The organism is Desulfothermobacter acidiphilus (assembly GCF_052073645.1).
GTDB lineage: Bacteria > Bacillota > Desulfotomaculia > Desulfotomaculales > Ammonificaceae > Desulfothermobacter > Desulfothermobacter acidiphilus.
Genome location: NZ_CM125440.1, coordinates 1,221,319 through 1,238,886 on the forward strand (window position 1 = coordinate 1,221,319; position 17,568 = coordinate 1,238,886).

The following is a 17,568-nucleotide window of genomic DNA, read 5'->3' on the forward strand; positions in this document are numbered from 1 at the left end:
CCGTTTCACCTATCCTAAACCCAACATTTTGCGGAGGCGGACCAGTAGGTTGCCATTGCTCTCCAGATTTAATAGAGGCACGGGCTCCCCTAAAATGCGCCTGGTGATGTTGCGGAAGGCTTCAGCAGCCAGCGAGTTTCTCTCCTGCACAATTGGCTCCCCCCGGTTGGTAGAAACAATAATTCGTTCATCCTCCGGCACCACGCCAAGCAAGTCCACCGCCAATATATCCAGAATGTCACCGATATCCATCATATCTCCGTGGCGCACCATCTGAGCTCGCAGACGATTAATCACCAACTTGGGCTCCTCCAGGCCCTCCGCTTCCAGCAGGCCGATGACTCGGTCGGCATCCCGCACCGCGGCCACCTCTGGGGTAGTCACCACAATGGCCTTATCGGCTCCCGCCACGGCGTTTTTAAAGCCTTGTTCTATGCCAGCAGGACAATCGACAATCACATAGTCGAATTCTTCTTGCAGTTGCCGGCAGATATCCCGCATCTGATCGGGCTTCACCGCTGTTTTATCCTTGGTTTGGGCGGCCGGTAAAAGGTACAAACCTTCGAAACGCTTGTCACGAATCAGGGCCTGCTTCAACCGGCAATGTCCCTGAGCCACATCCACCAGATCGTAGACAATTCGGTTCTCCAACCCCAGCACCACGTCAAGATTACGCAAGCCGATGTCAGCGTCCACCAGAGCCACCTTATGCCCTAGCATAGCTAGTCCCGCCCCTATGTTGGCCGTAGCCGTGGTCTTCCCTACGCCTCCCTTGCCGGAGGTAACTACTATTGCCTCTCCCAATTCCTTTCCCCCCACCTAAAAAATACCTAGAGTTTGGCTCCCAGTGCCTCGATTACCACCACACCGTTCTTTATGCGCGCCACCTCCGGTTGCCTAGAAGGAGTCATACCGTCTGGAGGCCGAGAAATATGATTCGCGATTCGCAACTGGGTTGGCTCTAGGCGAAAAGCCACCACCAAGGCCTCCTCGTCTCCTCCCGCTCCAGCATGGACCGTGCCCCGAAGAGCACCAATAACGATCACATCTCCCGTTGCGATAACCTCGCCGCCTGGATTAATGTCTCCAAGAATGACCACGTTACCATCGTAGAAGACCGACTGACCCGAACGCAAAGTGCGCTCAATCATCAACGTCCGCTTTTCCGGTCGAGTACCAGTAAAAGGTGCAATTATACCCTGACCGGCACCCATAGGCAATCCCTCCCAGGAAACCTATTCGCCGACCTTTAACCAATTCCTGCTAAAAGAATTCCCCCTAAGACGACACCAACTATCTTTGCGGCACCGCAGCAGGACATACCTCGCTGAATTAATATTTAAATCGGCACCGGCGCTTCAAGCTTTATCGCGATCCTGCTTAGCCCGGCAGGCGGGGCAAAGACCAGCAGCATCGACCCATATCTGCTCAATCAGGAAGCCCTCTCTCTCCCCCAGAAGTTTATCCCATACCACTTCCACACCCGGCAAATCGTAGACCCGCTTGCAGCTTCGACAATAAAGATGGGCGTGGGGAGTGGTATCGGAATCGTAGCGGCGCCGCTCCGGGTCTAGAGTCAAAAGCTGAATTTGCCCCGCCTGCTCCAGGAGCTCCAGGGTGCCGTAAACCGTAGCCAAAGAAAGCGAGGGAAAGCGAGGCTTGAGAGCATGGTATATCTCTTCCACTGAGGGATGGGTGCGATTCTCTTCCAGATAAGCCAGGATGGCGAGACGCTGAGGCGTGGCCCTTAGGCCCAAACGCCTTAACTTGACCGCCCTTTCATCCCTTTTCTTCTGTCTTTCGTTTCGCTCCAACACCAAATCCACCTTTCACTTGCCGAAATAAGCATTGAAAATGTCCCGGGCCACCGGCGCGGCCACCGATCCACCATGCCCCGCGTTTTCCACCACCACCGCTACGGCCAGGCGGGGATTATCCGCGGGGGCATACCCCACAAACAAGGCGCAAGTCCCCTTACCTGGAACTTCGGCCGAGCCCGTCTTGCCAGCCACTTTAACCGGAAGTCCGTCGAAAACTCCGGCAGCGGTTCCATCCCCCTGCGTGACCAACTCCATCCCTCGCTGGACCAACTTGAGATATTCGGGCTTTACTTTCAACCTTCCCACCTCCTTGGGACCGAATTCGGCCACCACCTGGCCGGTGGGAGCCACAATCTTCCGCACCAGGAAGGGACGGTAGCGGATGCCTCCGTTGGCCAAGGTAGCGGTGTAATCGGCTAGCTGCAGCGGAGTGCAAAGCACATAGCCTTGGCCGATGGCCGTGTTCAGCGTATCGTAAGTGTGCCAGTCCAGATCCCAGGCGTAACTCTGGTACTCAGCTTTCAAAGCCTGTAGGCGCTGCTCTTTCTCTTTCTCCAGCTTAGCTTTTGCCTTGGGATCCTGAGTGGCCGCTAACTTGCGGGCGTATTCCTCCTCCACCGCTTTAAATTTAGGATCGAAAATGGAGTCAAGGTACTCCTTCATGTGCTTGTATTTGTATTCGGGAGTAGGAACCACTCCTGCCATTTCCCCGGGCAGGCCGATGCCCGTCTTTTCCCCAAATCCAAATTCCTTGGCCATGGCGTCGATCTTATCGATACCTGTCATCTGCCCTATAGTCCAGAAATAAACATCACAAGAAACCTGAAGAGCTCGCAGAAGATCAACTCTTCCGTGTCCACTGGGCCAAATCCAGCAATGAAAAATGTGGCGGCCCAAACGGTAATACCCCGGACAGTAGGCTACGAAATCCGGCGTTATCACGCCCGACTCCAACGCCGCTAGCGCCGTCACCATTTTAAAAGTGGAGCCGGGTGGATAGGCCGAAATAGCCCGGTTGAGCAGAGGGCTATCAGGGTTCTGGAAGAGGTTTTTGGCCTCGGAGGGAGTGAGCCCGCGAGTAAAAATAGAGGGATCGTAGGAAGGATAACTCGCCATGGCCAGCACCTCTCCAGTGTGCACATCTTCCACCACCGCTGCCCCCCCAGGTGCCGGGAAACCCTTCTTCCGAGCCTCCTGCACCGCCTTAGATAAACCTGCCTCCGCTGCCTGCTGTAGCTTAAGGTTGATGGTCAGATACAGATTGTCACCCGGCACGGGTGGCTTAACCCCCAGGTCCCGCACCGGGCGCCCTACCGCGTCGACCTCGATATAGCGCGCCCCATCCTGCCCCCTAAGATACCGCTCGTAAGCTCTTTCTAATCCATCCTGGCCAAAAAAATCCCCCGGCGTGTAGCCCTCGTCCTTGTGGGCCTTCAGTTGCTCGGCACTGATTTCATGCACATACCCGAGCACCTGAGCTAACAAAGAACCATAAGGATAGTAACGAACCGGGACTATTTCCACCATTATACCAGGAAATTCGTCATGGTGCTCTTCCAGGTAGGTCACTGCCTGTAAAGGAACGTTGGTGGCCAATCGCACCGGTTGGCCGGAGTTTTCTCCTTCTTTTAATTTTTTTTCAATTGTAGCCGGATCGGCACCCAGAAGCCGAGCCAACCGCCCTATCAAGTCGGGCGCCACAGGTTTCCCCAAATTAATGTAAGAGAGAGCGTAAACCGGACGATTGCCCACTAACTTATCTCCCTCGCGGTCGAAGATTTCGCCCCGCGGAGCACGGATAAGTACCAAGCGCAAACAATTTTCTTTGGCCAAAACTGCATAATGCTCTCCACGCCAGATCTGCAGGTAGGCTAAGCGCAGAAATAAAATAACGAAAAATAGTAACACCACCAGCAAGAAGGTTCTGCCTCTCCGCTCCACTGGAGTTCCCACAGTTTTCACCTCGCTCGCAGACGCCGAGGCAGCAGCTTCTGCCATGGATAGAAGAGAATTAACGCTGCCAAGGTGTTATATGCCGCTAAAGGTAAAATAAGGAATAAAAAGCTGAGCATCCAAGGCAGCCGGATACCCAACAGAAGTAAAAGGAGATAGGCAATTGACTCTACCATCAAGGTGATACTGCCGGTTATTATAGCGCAGGCCAAGCTACTTTCCTGATAGAAGTAAATTCCAGCTTCCCCAGCCAGGTAACCAGCCAGCAACTTGGTGAGAAGATTAAAGCCCACCATTCCCCCGGTTAGCAAGTCCATCAGCAGCCCTAATGCGCCTCCCCATACTCCTCCTTCGCGTGGCCCCCACCAAAAACCAATAAAAATAGCTAGAATTAGCAAAAGATCAGGCCGCACCCCTGCCACCCGGAGATAAGTTAGAGCTGTGGTTTGCAATAGTAAACTAATAATTGCAAGCAGGATAAGAATCAAGGTCCGCAAATGAGTCGCCGCCCCTACTGCTTTTTAGGCAAAACTAAAACCTCTTGTACCCGGTTGAGGTCCACTACCGGCTTCAAATAAACGGTTCGGAAAAGCCCCCCCTCGCCTTCTCCGACCCTAACTACCCTGCCGACAGGGATGCCGGAAGGGAAAACGCCGCTGAGGGGTGAAGTTAGCACCAACATACCGGGCTTTACTGGTTCGTCCTTGACCACGTAATCCATCCGCATCTCTCCCGGTGCCAGCATTCCCCGAACAATTCCCGGCACCTGGGTCTCGTAAACCACCGCCCCCACCGCGCTGCGCGGATCGGTGATTAGCAGCACTTCGGAGGTATGAGCACTGACTCGCCAGACGCGCCCCACCAGGCCAGCCGGCGCCACCACCACCGCATCGGGAGTAACCCCGTCGATTTCACCCCGGTTAATGGTTAAGGTTCCAAACCAGTTACTGGGATTGCGGCCTACCACCTCGGCTGCCAGGCTGGTACCTGGATGGCTCTCTTTATAATTGAGCAAGGCTTTGAGGCGCTCATTTTCCACCGCTTGTTGTCGCATACGCGCCAACTCCGCTTCCAACTCGGCGATCCGCTGGTTTAACTCCCGCACCTTGGCGTTATCCTGCCCTCCGGAAAAGATAAAGCCTAGTAAGTGCGACATTTTTTCCCCTGCCAAATTGAGCCCGATCCCCAAGCCGGCAACACCATCACCCGCCCAAAGGGTGAAAGGTAAAAGCGGCGAACCCTCGTGAGGAGCGGTAGTGCGCATAACCACCAACGTCAGGGCCAGGAGCAGGAAGACCGTGGCTCCTTTTTTCACCGAACGCCAGCGGCCGGGCAAATCACATCACCCGCCGGGGCTGCAAGGCAACCTGACGCAAGATCTCAATATTATCTAGCACGTAACCGGTACCGTAAGCCACCGCTAGCAGGGGCTCTTCTGCCAGCACCACCGGCATTCCGGTTTGCTCACTCACCAGCCGGTCTAATCCGCGCAGAAGGGCGCCGCCACCGGCCATAACAATGCCCCTATCCATGATGTCGGCCGCCAGTTCGGGCGGGGTCTGCTCCAGCGTGGCTTTGATCGCTTCCACAATAGCGGTCACCGGCTCCTGTAAAGCCTCGTAGATCTCCTGCGCAGTGACCTTGATGGTTTTGGGCAACCCGGTTACCAAATCCCGGCCCCTCACCTCTTCCTCTTCTTCTGGGTTATCGGGCGGGAAAGCTGACCCGATGTTGATTTTAACCTCTTCAGCTGTGCGCTCGCCGATCATCAAGTTATAGGCCTTCTTGACGTACTGAGCAATGGTCTCGTCCATCTCGTCTCCCGCCACCCGAATGGAACAGCTAGTGACAATACCCCCTAAAGAAATAACCGCCACCTCGGTAGTACCGCCCCCGATGTCCACGATCATGTTACCGGTGGGCTCCTCCACCGGAAGGCCCGCACCTATGGCAGCGGCCATGGGCTCCTCAATGAGATATACCTCCCGAGCTCCCGCTTGCAGCGCCGCCTCGCGGACTGCACGCTCCTCGACCGCTGTCACCCCGGAAGGCACACCGATCACCACCCGCGGGCGCACGAAGAAATGCCGGCTCTTCAGTGCCCGTCCAATAAAGTATTTGATCATGGCCTGGGTAGTGTCGAAATCGGCTATCACCCCGTCAGCCAAAGGACGGATGGCCACAATATTACCCGGAGTGCGTCCAATCATTCGCTTGGCCTCTTCACCTACAGCAAGAATTTTACCGGAATCCTTCTGAATGGCCACCACCGAAGGCTCTCGCAAAACGATGCCCTCGCCCTTAACATAAACGATGGTATTAGCCGTGCCCAGGTCGATACCGATATCCCGCGAAAAAAGCCCGATTCGCAATTTTTTACGACTCCTTTCAGCAAAGTTTTTGTTCTCGGAGACTTATATAGCAGTTATCCCCTATAATGAGGTGATCAAGCACCTCGATACCCAGGAGCTCTCCCGCTTGCATCAAGCGCCGGGTAATGGCCAGATCCTCCGCGCTGGGAGCGGGGTTGCCGCTGGGATGGTTATGAGCCAAGATAAGGGAGCAAGCTGAGCGACGGATAGCGGCTTTAAACACCTCCCGCGGGGACACACCGGCACAGTTGAGTCCCCCCACCGCCACCGTCTCCACTCCCAGAAGCCGGTTCTTAGTGTCCAGCAGGATAACCCGAAACTCTTCCTGTTCCAAGTAGGCCATCTCGGGCAACAGGAGCTCCGCTGCCGCAGCCGGAGTATGGATAGTAGGGCGTAGGGAAGCCTCCATAGCCCCCAGGCGGCGCCCTAACTCCAGAGCCGCCACCACCTGAGCTGCCTTGGCCTCTCCCATCCCCGGAACTGCAGCCAATTCCTGCACTGCTGCGCGCGCCAAGCCTTTTAGCCCGTCCCAGCGAGCTAGAAGCAGACGCGCTAATTCTAGCACCGAGCCTCGGGCCGATCCGGTACGCAAGATGATGGCCAGAAGTTCAACCTCGGAGAGAGCACTCGCTCCTTCGCACCACAAGCGCTCGCGCGGGCGGGTTTGAGGAGGTAGCTCTTTAATGGAAACCCGGTAGTCACCCTCTTCTCGTTTCACTCCGACCCCTGCCCGGTTAACAAATTTACTCCGCAACGGATTAATAACTGGTGCAAGAGAAAGACCGGTAATCCCACTACATTAAAATAGCACCCTTCCAGGCGCCGGAGAAAGAGTGCTCCTTTACCCTGGGCCGCGTATGCACCAGCCTTATCCATGGGTTCCCCTGTCGCCACGTAGGCAGCGATCTCTTCCTCGGTTAGAGGAGCGAAGAACACCTTGGTAACCGCGTGATCTACCACGCAACGTCCTTCGGGTACGGCCAGCACCGCCACTCCGGTGATTACCTCATGCTCGGTCCCTTGGAGTCTCATTAACATGGCCCGAGCCTCCTGCTCCGTGGCTGGTTTCCCCAGAATCTCACCCTGGTGCACCACGATGGTGTCCGCACCTATGATGATGGCTGGTGGGCACACCCGATTAATCACTGCTCGCGCCTTACGAACCGCCAGTTTCTCGGCCAACTCGGCAGGATGGCAAAAAGCTTCGCGGCCTTCCTCCACTTGCGGTGCTACCACCGAAAAGCGAAGACCCAGAGAACCCATTATAGCCCGCCGCCGCGGTGAAGCGGAAGCCAAGACCAACGCTCTCATACTCTGCGGTGGAGCCAGTATCCCAGTAGCAATCCCAGCATGGTCAAAGGGCCCAAAGCCAGAGAAAAACCCAGCGTAAACTTGCAAAAATGCAGGTTGAGAGTGGCCGGGCCGAAACCCACCGTTGCACTATTACCCAGAACCGGGAGAAAAGAGCTGCAGGCTTCCCCCAAGACACTTCCGGCCAAACCACCCATAAGAAGCAACAAAGCCAAGCTACCGCGCTGGGAACGCTGGCTACGGGTCAAAAGGCTCCCTCCACTGCAAGATATCCTTTTTCAGTTTAGCGTAACCGCTCCCCCTTGACAAGCTAAGCGAAAGAGGACGATAACGTAAAATTTCTCTTCCCCCGGAATTTCTGCGTAACTGCGATAGAGTTGCGTCTGGAAGAATTTAGCTGAATACCGGGCGAGATCGCATGGCCCCGATAAGGGAGGGAGTTCAGAGACGAGATGCTTTCAGAACTTTCCCCTTATTGGCTTGCCTGATCCCCACTTATGGCCGCAGGTTTCGGCGCACTCAAAAAAGAAGGAAGCAGGTGAACCTGCCTTCATCCGCACCATCCGAACGGTTAGGGTACTTCAAAACAGAGGAGCGCAGATACCGGTGATCCAGCCCTCTTTTTCGCCTCAACCCGGTGTTCCTACTTCCCGTCTCGGGCATAAGGCACACACTGAGCAGAAGAGAACCTATCCGGTCGTCCCAGGCGATTTGGGTCCCCAAGCCTTTTTACCTCTTGCTCTGAAGCCCGGTTTGCATTATAATGAAAGCACGGGCGCGTAGCTCAGCGGGAGAGCGCTTGACTCACATTCAAGAGGTCGCAGGTTCGACCCCTGCCGCGCCCACCATAGATGACAAGGCTTTGGGTTAGAAATTGTCTAACCCTTTTTTGTTGTTTTATTGCTGGGTAAGAGGGAAAGGACCTCATTCCCCCAGTTCGGTTTCGTAACTTAGCCCTTCTGCTCCCCGCGCCACCCTATCTACCAATTCATCCACTCGCATGAAACGGTAGCCCCTATCTTTTAATCCTCTGACCAGAGCTCGCAGATAGCCGTTATTATCTTCCGTATAGAAGAGCACTGAACCATCCGCCTTCTGGACATGCCGGTATTCCCGAAAGGGATGAAAGAAAAAACTAGCCAATCGGCAACGCCTCCGGTCCACCCGGCGCAGCATCCGATTAACATCACCCGCTTCTCCCACCAGTCCTAAAGGAGCGGGAACAAAAAATACTGCCTCTCTACCACCTAATCCCTTCGCCACGGCTATCTTTTTAGCCCGCTTATTTAAGGGATCAGGCTCGTAAAGAATACTAAAGTGGCGGGCAAACTCGGAGTACTGAGCTGGAGAAGCCGTGTAATGAGGAGTCTCCCAGTAAGTCACCGGTATGCCCGCCTTTCTCGCCAACTCCACCGCCGCTTGAACTCGATTAGCAGCGTACTCAGGGCTAGCGTACTCTCCCCTCCAGGCAAACTCGAAACCAGCGGCACTGACCTCATTGCCGTATTGATGCGTGTAACCGTGCAAGCCCACCACCCCGCCTCGCGCCACCATATATTTGATGGTGTCGTTAAACTCTCTCACCCTCGGGTCGTTCAGATCGCCAATGCTGAGCTCCACCCCCCGAGGAGGGTCCTTATACACCGGGATAAGGGAAATATGAAAGGGAACCCCTTCGGAATGAAGGAAATCAGCTAAGTCGCGCAAAGTGGCTAAACCATTGTCTTGCAAAGCGTACCAGAGGCTCACATCTTCCAGCCGGATCAGGGCTATTCTCTCCGGCCCCGCTTCCCCTCCCCATCCCGCAGCCAGATACCAGACCGAACCGGTAAAAAGTAAGCTTACTCCCACAAGCAAAGCCAACCAACGCAATTTCGTCACCTCTAATATCGCTTTCTACTCCGCAGTCGCCATTTCCTTCGTAAGATCTGCTCTTCTCCAGGATCTTATCCTTTCAGCCTCTTTCGATGCAGAGCCTCATCACCGCGCAACAGCTTGGCTTACGGGGACAGAGGAAGGGTCTGAGAAGCTTGACAAGGGTATAGGGGGAGAGGTAAGCTGAAGATAGTCGGATCCCACTCTTGCCAGCAAGGAAGGAGCGCGAAATCCCATGCCTATTTACGAGTTCAGATGTTCAAAGTGCGGTTACCGCTTTGAGAAGCTCTGCCCCGTGGGGGAAAACGGGGAAAAGCTAACGTGCCCTAAGTGCGGTAATCCGGCACCACAGCGAGTGATGTCCGCTTTTGCCACCCGAGGCGTTGAAGGGGGTTCTGCATCGGCCTGCAGCACCTGCACCGGCACCTCCTGTAGCAGTTGTTCGCTAAAATGAGAAAGGGCCCTTCGGAGGGCCCTTTAATTTTTTATTTTCTCTAAGCGCTCAACCCACTCCTATCGCGAACCACTTTTGACCTCCTCCTTTGCTCCATGCCTCTCCGCCCAGATTTCGTCCGCCAACCGCCTCCAGGCCTCCGCTCGACGATCCAAATAAGAAGCAATGGGCTCCTGCAAGATGGATTCGGCACCGGGGTGCGTGGGACGCGCCCCGCTCTCCGCCACGATGTCTCGCAGCGCCTGGGGGTTATCAATAATGGGGCAGGGGCATAGCAGATTGGGGCAAAAAGGTTGCCGCTTCTGATAAGCAGCAAAAAGAGGGTTGCGCAGAACTTCGAGCAGGCTCTTTTCCTTGATGTTATCCACGGAAAAATGCGCGAAGGCGCAAGGCTCCACATCCCCCTTGGCAGTGATGTGGAAATACATCCTCCCCCCGGCGATGCAACCTCCAGTCAACTCACCGTCGTTCCAAAAGTCGGCGATCTGGATGGGTTTATGAGTCCGCAAATAAGGGATGCGCCGGGCTAAATAAGCCCTCTGCTCAGGAGTAATCATGAGCTCCGGGTTGGGGTTACGCCCCACAGGAACATAGTGGAAAGTCCAGGCATAGGTAACCCCCTTATCGACGAGAAAGTCGATAAACTCGTCGCTCGTAACCGTGTCCAAGTTATTCCGGGTAATGGTGATGGAAGCCCCGAAGATGAGTCCCCGCTCCCGCAAGAGATCCATGGCCCGCATAATACGATCGAAAACGCCTTTCCCCCGCCGGGCATCGGTCTCCTCTCGCCAGCCCTCCAAACTTATAGCCGGCGACAAATTGCCTATCTCCACTAAGGAGTCGGCTACCCGTTCGGTAATCAACGTACCGTTGGTGTAAACCATGAAGGCGGTATCGGGATGCCTTCCCGCCAATTCCAGCAACCGCGGGTATTTAAACGGTTCCCCGCCCGACATCACGATCCAATAAATGCCGAGTTCCTTGGCTTCGTTGATAATACGGTCAAGGGTTTCGAACTCCAGCGTATCGTGATGCTGATACATACCAGCCCAGCAGCCTTCGCAGCGGAGATTGCAATCGCTGGTAGGGTCCATGAGGAAGAAATTAGGAATATGGACTCCCAGCTTGGCCGACAGATCTTGCTGCCGAGGAATGCCTAGCAGCATGGCATTGACGAACCAGTTATAAACTAGGCGGCGCTTCACGTTAGGATGGGTGCGCTCAAACAGCCGGTTAATGTAAAAGCGCACGGCCGGATTACTTTCGTACCAGGCAGCGATCTTTTCTGTATGAGCTTTGTGGTGGGGCTGCTTGGCCACCTTCTTGGCCAGGGCTAAAATCCTGGGAAAGTTCTGCTCCGGATCACGATCCACGTAATTGAACATCTGGCGCAATATCTGCTCGCTCACGAAGCGCTTGGCGAAGTCAAAGCTAGGCAGAGAAGAAGACCACTTGGACACCAGCAACACCCCCTGTCAAGATCTGGTTCCAGAAGGCAGTCCCTTTTCTAACGCTAATCCCTCGCGCAGAAAATCCAGAAGACACCGCAACTCGCCAGGACTCAGCTTAGGAACCGCTTCCCACCACCTCCTCAAGTATTCCCCCATCGCTGGTAATTTCTCTGCCTGTCTTGTGAGATTAGCCAGCACCACTCCCGCAAAGAGGTTAAGCCCCTGTTCCGGCAGGGAAGAACGATCCAGGTAACGTGACAGCAACTTCCGTCCCCGCTTAAATTCCACCTCGTCCAGGGAAGCGATAAGCAGCGCCAATTTATAAGCACTGCGAGCCAGCTTTGAGGTTTCCTTCGCGAGTTCCTTAGAAAACTCGGCCAACAACTGCTTGGCTGTTCGGCCCTTGTCCCTCGCTTCTCTTATCCGGGTCAACAAGCGGTTTTTAAGGATCTGCCACTCCTCCCCTCCCGGCCGACGCAGAGCGCTTTGGCCCTTTGGGGTCAAACGGTGCAAGAGCTGTTTGCGGCCTGGTGTCCTGGAGCCGGGAGCCGCTGCATAAACCGCCTCCAGATACCCACTCTTTTCCAATTCCCGCAGCAGATCATAGGCCGTCCACCGGCTGATACCCATTTCCTGAGCTAGCACCGAGTAATGCACCGGCCCTCCTCGCTGCCGTTGGAGCTCTTCCAGCACTCGCAAACACTCAAGGCGACGTCGGGTAAGCATAAACTACTCCCCCCGCAGTATACCCAAAAAACCCAATTTCCTTTTAGTTATATTATACCCATCTTTTGTTCTTGTCAAGCCTGGGAGGGCTCTAGGATCGTGTCAACCTACTGTAGGAGTCTCGAGCCCCACTGTCCCCGGACCAGGACGAACTACCAAAGAAGATCGATGTTCCGGCTCAAAGCTTTGAGGGCTCTGGTTAATGACGTTACCGGACCCCGTAGAGCGGGAAGATTATCGAACACCTCACCCGATATTTTCCTTAGCCTCTGCCTCTCTTCCTCGACAGCTGCCTTATCGATCTCTAAAGCCTTTAAGCCCTCCTTCCGTCGGGCTACATATTGCTCCCGCAAGGAAACACCATTCGCCTTCGCCACCCGCAACCGGGCCATCCGGTCTACCCCACGAGCACTCCAGGCCATCGGTCGGGATGATAACCGTGCCGAGAAGAGATGACTTACGTGCGCCTCCGCACTTACCCCCAACTCCGCCCCGGGATAAAGCCGGTAGGCCATTATCCCCTCCCAGTTCCGCCGGATGTAACGTCGGCAATCCCGTACCGCTTCCTTCCGCGCAGGACTCGCCGCAGCTTTGCCCGCCCGCCGCAAAATCGCCTGTACCTTTACCTCATCACCCTCCCATAAGGCCGCCCAAATCTCTCTATAACCATCACTATCACGCCCCAAAGCAGCCACCAGGTACTTGTCCAGGTGAAAAAGATCTAAGACAAAGACGCTCCTCGGTAGAAACTCCAGCCCTTTCTTTATCCACCTGTCTCCGTCACCGCAGAGGTAAATCCGCTCCACAGAAGATAATTCGTACTGCTCCTCGATGTAGCTCAACACCTCGAACCACAGCTCATCCGTATCTGAGTAAAGCCCTCCCAAGTAATAAGGCCGCTTGAGTCTGTATCTGTCTTTCCCCACCTTCTCTTTCCCCTCGTGGATGTAAACCAGCCGGGGTAAGTACTTCTTCCCGTCCTGACCTGCTACGTGGTCTTCATCCGCCTCCACATAAAGAACCTTCCCCCGGCGCTTCTCCCCAGGCGGCTCGGGCAGTTCTTCCAGTGTAAAGTTGTGAATCACCTTCTTCACCGCTTCGCCGCTTAGCACAACCTCCCGATTGCCTCTCCCTACCCTCTCGCCACTCTTCCGGTAGGAAAGATCTACCGCTTCTTCTAAGGCTTGTGCTTTAACCAGAGGATCAACCCGTGCGTGCGGCCCGTAACCTACCAACCGATCTATCAGGTGCACCCGCTCCCCAGTCTCTTTGTGCCGGTAATAGGTTCGCTTATAGTTGACCAGACCGAAAAGGGTAAGTACTTCTTTGGGATCGTTTCGCCGCTCTACCCGCCAGCCGGGCCGCTTTTCCCGGTGCTCCCGAAGATAGGCGTCTTTCGCCTCTAAAACTTCCCTCAAAACCTCCTGTCCCAGGTTATTAAGCTCCTGCCAGAGCTTCTCCTCGAAGCTTAAAAAGTTGGTCCCTTCCTCCAGAACCTTCAACGTTAGCTCCGCTACCCTCTGGAACTTCTCCCAAATCTGCTTTATAATCTGCATAGAGACCTCACCCTCCTGAGTGGTTGTTTAAGCAACTACTCGTCCGTTGCAAGGACGGTGAGGTCTCTCTTCTTTCTCCCCTTCCTTAGCTCCTGCAAAATTCCTACAGTAACTTTACACTAACGGGCTCTAGGTCAAGAAGTGTGGAGAAGAGATCAGCCAAGCCAAGGGAAGAAAAGCTAAGAGCATCTTTCGCACATAGACCCCGCGCGGCCTTGGTGAGAGAGAATCGCTTGCTTGTAGCTCCGCGAAGCGCTCCCCCTCATCGGAGCAAGAAGCGACGTCGCTCGACTGCCGAACTCGGGGAAGCGAGGTGGCGAGCAAGCTAGGGATCGCGATCCAACGCCCTGCCTCCTGCAGAAAATTCCCGCTGACTCTGTCGACGCCGAGCCCAAACCCCGTGTCTGGGAGCCAAAAGCACGGCCAGGGCGAAGCAACCACCGGTGACTACGCTCATCATCCCGGAAACGGAGACATCTTTCCAGGCTGCAAAAACGTAACCCAGTACCGCGCCTATCGCTCCCACGGTTACGCTCAGTCCCAGGAAAGGAGGTAATCGGTCCGCCAACAAATGTGCAGTTGCCGGAGGAATCACTAACATGGCTACGGCCAGGATTGCACCCACGGCATCGAAGGCCACCACCACCGTTAATGACAGTAGCAGCATGTACAAATGATGCAAACTCGTCACCGGAACCCCGGCCTGGCGAGCAAAAAGCGAATCGAAGGCTAGTAACTGGAGCTCCCGATAACAAAAAAGCACCAGCAGGAGATCTAAAAGCGTGACTCCCCCCACAGTCCAAACCGCCCGGGGCCCGAGGTCTATCCCGTGCCAGTAAAAGCGATCCCAGGGAACATAAGCAATCTCGCCAAAAAGCACGTGTTGCAAATCGATGTGCACCGCCTTGGCGTAGTGCGATACCAGCAACACCCCTAGAGCAAAGAGGCTAGTGAAGACCACTCCAATGGCCGCGTCGCTGGTTACCTCCTGCCCCTCCAGCCACTGGATGAGCAAAACCGTCAAGAGTCCAGCCAGAGCAGCCCCCAATAGCATAGCCCCACTTCCCATGCTCCGAGTTACGAGAAAGGCCACTATCACTCCCAGCAGCACGGTATGGCTAATAGCGTCCCCCACCATACTGAGACGCCGGAGCACCAGGAAGCTCCCCATGAGCCCCGAGGAACTGGCAACCAAAACGGCGACTAGGAGTACCCAACTCGATTCACTCATGCTCTCTTTCTCCGACCTCCAGACGGTAGTCGTAGATATGAGACATTCGGAGGCGCCGGAAGCCCCGCACCAGCAGGCCGCGGCAAGGCGAGAGAAGCATCGCCAAGAAGAAGCATCCGGAAGAAGTGAGAACTATCAAAGGCCCGGTGGGGAGGCGAGGCATCAAAGAGCTTCCAAGCGCCCCTACCACGCCGGCGAGGGCTCCCAACGCCCCAGCCAGTAGCAACATGCGATCTAGCCGATGGGTACAGTACCTGGCGGTGAGTGGCGGGGTGATGAGCAAGGCGGACATGAGCACTACTCCCACGGCTTCTAACCCCACAGCCACGGTGAGAGTGAGTAAAACGGCGAAAGCGAAATCCATCAGGCGCACGGGCATCCCCACGGTCGAAGCATAATTTCTATCGAAAGCCCAGGTCTTCCACTCTTTAAAGGCGGCAACCAGCACCAGAAGCACCAGCAAAGCCACTACCCCCATGACCTTGACATCGCGTTGCACCAACGAAGCTGCCTGCCCAAACAAGTAGGAATCCAGTCCGCTCTGACCTCCCGCCTCGGTTTTGGCCACTACGGTGAGTAGGACAACTCCCAGGCCAAAAAACGAGGTTAGAACTATGGCCAGAGCCGTGTCTGGCTTAACGCGCACCCAACAAGGGAGGCGAATGGAAATGAAAGCGGCCAGCCCCGCACTGCAGGAGGCTCCGGCTAGGACAGCCAGGGGGTCCTTACGTAGCAACAAAAGAAAGGCTAGCGCCACACCGGGAAGAGCTGCGTGCGACATCGCATCGCCCAGTAGCGCTTGGCGCCGCAGCAGGGCGAAAGAACCTATCATACCTGCCGCCACGCCCAGAAAGCAACTCCCTCCCGTCACCCAGCGCCAGTTAGGGTCGAAAAAAAGCTCGGCTAACTTACCTATCTCCCAACTCATAAGCACTGCTTCCCTGGGAAATAACTTTTCCCCAGTCTTGCTTCGCCATCTCAACAGTCGAAGAAGTCATGCCCCCCGCCCCGCAATCGATAACTAGCAATCGACCCTCGTAAGCCGCGGCCAAGTTAGCGGGAGTGAAGACTTTCTCCGTAGGCCCAAAGGCGATTACCTGCCGATTTAGTAGAATGAGCCAATCGAAGTATTCTAGCACCGCCTGTAAATCATGGTGCACCACCAGCACGGTCTTGTTCCCCAGGCGGAGCTGACGGAGCACCTCAATAACCGTTTGCTCGGTCGCTGCGTCTACCCCGGCAAAAGGTTCGTCAAGCAAGTAAAGGTCGGCCTCCTGCGCCAAGGCACGGGCCAAGAAAACACGCTGCCGCTGCCCGCCGGAAAGTTCCCCAATCTGGCGATCGCGTAAGTGCCACATCTCCACCCGCTCCAAGGCGGTCTTTACGCGATCCTTATCCCGCCGCCGAGGCCAACGCCCAAAGCCCAAATGGCCATAGCGGCCCATCAACACCACATCCCACACTGTCACGGGAAAATCCCAATCTACCTCCTCCCGCTGGGGTACGTAAGCCAAGCGACGACGCACCTCCCGGTAAGAGCGGCCCCAGAACTCGATCCTCCCACCAACTCGGGGAATGAGTTCCAATATCGCTTTCATAAGCGTGGACTTTCCCGCGCCGTTGGGACCTATCAGACCGGCGAGCACACCGGTTGGCAACGCAAAAGCAACTTCCTCCAGGGCCAGTCGCCCGCTATAAGCCACGGTAAGACCGCGGGCAGACACCGCGGGAAAGTCTATTCCTCTTTCCACCCTATTCCCTTACCTCCCCAGTAATTTACTTCAGGGCCTCGACTATGGTGTCCACGTTGTGCTTGAACATTCCAATATAGCTTCCCGCCGGCGTCCCTGGATCGCCGAGAGCGTCGGAGTAAAGCTCTCCCCCGATCTTTACCTCGTGTCCCCGCTTGCGCGCGCCTTCCACCACTGCCTGAATGGAGCGGTGGGGGACGCTAGACTCTACAAAGACGGCTTTGATCCAGTGCTGCACGATAAAATCAACCAACTGCTGCACATCTTTAAGTCCGTATTCGGTGTCGGTGCTTATCCCTTGAAGCCCCCGCACCTCAATGCCGTAAGCCCGCCCTAGGTAACCAAAAGCGTCGTGGGCAGTGATGAGCACCCTTTGCTCTGGGGGTATAGCGGCCAGGCGTTGGCGAATGTACGCATCCAACTCGTCTAACTGTTTAAGATAATTTTTCGCTCGTTGCCGATAATAATCAGCGTGATTTGGGTCCACCTCACTTAAACCATCGCGCACCCTTTCCGCTGCCTTTTTCCACAAAGACACATCAAACCAAATGTGGGGATCGTAATGACCGGCGAATTCCTGGGGTTCCCGCAGCTGGTCCTCGGCTATGTACTCGCTGATGGCGAAGGTGGGCTTTTGCCGTGAAAGGCGGACGAAGATATCGCCCATTTTCCCCTCCAGATTAAGACCGTTATAGAAGACGAGGTCCGCCGCTTTGAGATTTAACATATCGCTTTGCGTGGCCTTGTAAAGATGAGGGTCAACTCCTGGGCGCATAATGCCGGTAACTTCCACCCTGTCGCCCCCCACCTGCTGCACCAGGTCGGAAATCATCGTGGTAGTGGTAGTGACCTTGAGCTTACCTGAACTGGCCTCTGGCCCACTCCCTTTTTGAGCGCAGCCGGTCACCGCCAGCAAGCAAGTCCCCAGTAAAACTAACAAGTACCGTAGCCAAAGATTGAACACTCACTCCACCCCCCGATCCCCTTCTCACCCTATAGAAAGTTTATGCTTCAAACGAAAAGCTACCACCAAACAGAACCCCCAGGGGAAGCTGAATGGCAGGTGTT

General features: G+C 55.4%; 19 protein-coding genes and 1 tRNA gene. 2 read left to right on the top strand and 18 right to left on the bottom strand.

Annotated features, from left to right (window positions below):
- Window positions 1-9 precede the first annotated feature (9 nt).
- The 10 genes from minD to ACTLLP_RS06320 form a co-directional block, all read right to left on the bottom strand.
- Complete coding sequence (gene minD, locus ACTLLP_RS06275; RefSeq protein WP_441058061.1) at window positions 10-804, bottom strand: septum site-determining protein MinD; 795 nt, start codon at window positions 802-804, stop codon at window positions 10-12.
- A 26-nt stretch (window positions 805-830) separates the two neighbouring features.
- A complete protein-coding gene (gene minC / locus ACTLLP_RS06280) occupies window positions 831-1,214 on the bottom strand; it encodes a septum site-determining protein MinC (protein WP_441058063.1) in 384 nt (127 codons plus the stop codon).
- A gap of 144 nt (window positions 1,215-1,358) precedes the next feature.
- Complete coding sequence (locus ACTLLP_RS06285) at window positions 1,359-1,814, bottom strand: Fur family transcriptional regulator (RefSeq protein WP_441058065.1); 456 nt, start codon at window positions 1,812-1,814, stop codon at window positions 1,359-1,361.
- Window positions 1,815-1,829: 15 nt separating this feature from the next.
- Window positions 1,830-3,773: a penicillin-binding protein 2 gene (mrdA, locus tag ACTLLP_RS06290; RefSeq protein WP_441058067.1), complete on the bottom strand. Its 1,944-nt coding sequence runs from the start codon at window positions 3,771-3,773 to the stop codon at window positions 1,830-1,832.
- 5 nt (window positions 3,774-3,778) lie between these two features.
- The gene (gene mreD / locus ACTLLP_RS06295; protein WP_441058069.1) at window positions 3,779-4,270 is read right to left on the bottom strand and encodes a rod shape-determining protein MreD; all 492 of its coding nucleotides are present in this window, start codon (window positions 4,268-4,270) and stop codon (window positions 3,779-3,781) included.
- Between the two features lie 14 nt (window positions 4,271-4,284).
- Complete coding sequence (gene mreC, locus ACTLLP_RS06300; protein WP_441058071.1) at window positions 4,285-5,109, bottom strand: rod shape-determining protein MreC; 825 nt, start codon at window positions 5,107-5,109, stop codon at window positions 4,285-4,287.
- Window position 5,110: 1 nt separating this feature from the next.
- Window positions 5,111-6,145, bottom strand: coding sequence for a rod shape-determining protein (locus ACTLLP_RS06305; RefSeq protein ID WP_441058073.1), 1,035 nt, complete (start codon window positions 6,143-6,145; stop codon window positions 5,111-5,113).
- 16 nt (window positions 6,146-6,161) lie between these two features.
- Window positions 6,162-6,863: a RadC family protein gene (gene radC / locus ACTLLP_RS06310; protein WP_441058075.1), complete on the bottom strand. Its 702-nt coding sequence runs from the start codon at window positions 6,861-6,863 to the stop codon at window positions 6,162-6,164.
- Window positions 6,860-7,441: a Maf family protein gene (locus ACTLLP_RS06315; RefSeq protein WP_441058077.1), complete on the bottom strand. Its 582-nt coding sequence runs from the start codon at window positions 7,439-7,441 to the stop codon at window positions 6,860-6,862. The genes radC and ACTLLP_RS06315 overlap by 4 nt, the downstream gene beginning before the upstream one ends.
- A gap of 11 nt (window positions 7,442-7,452) precedes the next feature.
- Window positions 7,453-7,704 carry a DUF4321 domain-containing protein gene (locus ACTLLP_RS06320; RefSeq protein WP_441058079.1) on the bottom strand — a complete coding sequence of 84 codons (252 nt, stop codon included), beginning with the start codon at window positions 7,702-7,704 and terminating at the stop codon, window positions 7,453-7,455.
- A 525-nt stretch (window positions 7,705-8,229) separates the two neighbouring features.
- On the opposite strand from ACTLLP_RS06320, the gene ACTLLP_RS06325 reads away from it, so the two are divergent.
- Window positions 8,230-8,304 (top strand) — tRNA-Val (locus tag ACTLLP_RS06325).
- Between the two features lie 76 nt (window positions 8,305-8,380).
- On the opposite strand, the gene ACTLLP_RS06330 is transcribed toward ACTLLP_RS06325, so the two are convergent.
- On the bottom strand, window positions 8,381-9,328 hold the full coding sequence (locus ACTLLP_RS06330) for a DUF2334 domain-containing protein (protein ID WP_441058081.1): 948 nt from the start codon (window positions 9,326-9,328) through the stop codon (window positions 8,381-8,383).
- Between the two features lie 238 nt (window positions 9,329-9,566).
- Here ACTLLP_RS06330 and ACTLLP_RS06335 point away from each other — a divergent pair, with 238 nt between their 5' ends.
- Window positions 9,567-9,785, top strand: coding sequence for an FmdB family zinc ribbon protein (locus ACTLLP_RS06335; RefSeq protein WP_441058083.1), 219 nt, complete (start codon window positions 9,567-9,569; stop codon window positions 9,783-9,785).
- Window positions 9,786-9,844: 59 nt separating this feature from the next.
- On the opposite strand, the gene ACTLLP_RS06340 is transcribed toward ACTLLP_RS06335, so the two are convergent.
- The 7 genes from ACTLLP_RS06340 to ACTLLP_RS06370 form a co-directional block, all read right to left on the bottom strand.
- Window positions 9,845-11,245, bottom strand: a complete 1,401-nt coding sequence (locus ACTLLP_RS06340) for a radical SAM protein (RefSeq protein ID WP_441058085.1) — start codon at window positions 11,243-11,245, stop codon at window positions 9,845-9,847.
- Between the two features lie 15 nt (window positions 11,246-11,260).
- Window positions 11,261-11,962: a LexA family transcriptional regulator gene (locus tag ACTLLP_RS06345; RefSeq protein ID WP_441058087.1), complete on the bottom strand. Its 702-nt coding sequence runs from the start codon at window positions 11,960-11,962 to the stop codon at window positions 11,261-11,263.
- 152 nt (window positions 11,963-12,114) lie between these two features.
- Window positions 12,115-13,518 carry an ISLre2 family transposase gene (locus tag ACTLLP_RS06350; RefSeq protein ID WP_441058089.1) on the bottom strand — a complete coding sequence of 468 codons (1,404 nt, stop codon included), beginning with the start codon at window positions 13,516-13,518 and terminating at the stop codon, window positions 12,115-12,117.
- Window positions 13,519-13,843: 325 nt separating this feature from the next.
- Window positions 13,844-14,749, bottom strand: a complete 906-nt coding sequence (locus ACTLLP_RS06355; protein WP_441058091.1) for a metal ABC transporter permease — start codon at window positions 14,747-14,749, stop codon at window positions 13,844-13,846.
- Entirely contained in the window at window positions 14,742-15,677 is a 936-nt protein-coding gene (locus ACTLLP_RS06360; protein ID WP_441058093.1) for a metal ABC transporter permease, read from the bottom strand. The genes ACTLLP_RS06355 and ACTLLP_RS06360 overlap by 8 nt, the downstream gene beginning before the upstream one ends.
- Window positions 15,658-16,500, bottom strand: coding sequence for a metal ABC transporter ATP-binding protein (locus ACTLLP_RS06365; protein ID WP_441058095.1), 843 nt, complete (start codon window positions 16,498-16,500; stop codon window positions 15,658-15,660). The genes ACTLLP_RS06360 and ACTLLP_RS06365 overlap by 20 nt, the downstream gene beginning before the upstream one ends.
- Window positions 16,501-16,525: 25 nt before the next feature.
- Entirely contained in the window at window positions 16,526-17,464 is a 939-nt protein-coding gene (locus ACTLLP_RS06370) for a metal ABC transporter solute-binding protein, Zn/Mn family (protein WP_441058097.1), read from the bottom strand.
- Between the last annotated feature and the right edge of the window lie 104 nt (window positions 17,465-17,568).

Bases quoted from the DNA above. Each gene is read 5' to 3' on its own strand.
- minC (WP_441058063.1), bottom strand. From the start codon at position 1,214: ATGGGTGCCGGTCAGGGTATAATTGCACCTTTTACTGGTACTCGACCG.
- ACTLLP_RS06335 (WP_441058083.1), top strand. From the start codon at position 9,567: ATGCCTATTTACGAGTTCAGATGTTCAAAGTGCGGTTACCGCTTTGAG.
- ACTLLP_RS06345 (WP_441058087.1), bottom strand. From the start codon at position 11,962: ATGCTTACCCGACGTCGCCTTGAGTGTTTGCGAGTGCTGGAAGAGCTC.
- ACTLLP_RS06350 (WP_441058089.1), bottom strand. From the start codon at position 13,518: ATGCAGATTATAAAGCAGATTTGGGAGAAGTTCCAGAGGGTAGCGGAG.
- ACTLLP_RS06355 (WP_441058091.1), bottom strand. From the start codon at position 14,749: ATGAGTGAATCGAGTTGGGTACTCCTAGTCGCCGTTTTGGTTGCCAGT.
- ACTLLP_RS06360 (WP_441058093.1), bottom strand. From the start codon at position 15,677: ATGAGTTGGGAGATAGGTAAGTTAGCCGAGCTTTTTTTCGACCCTAAC.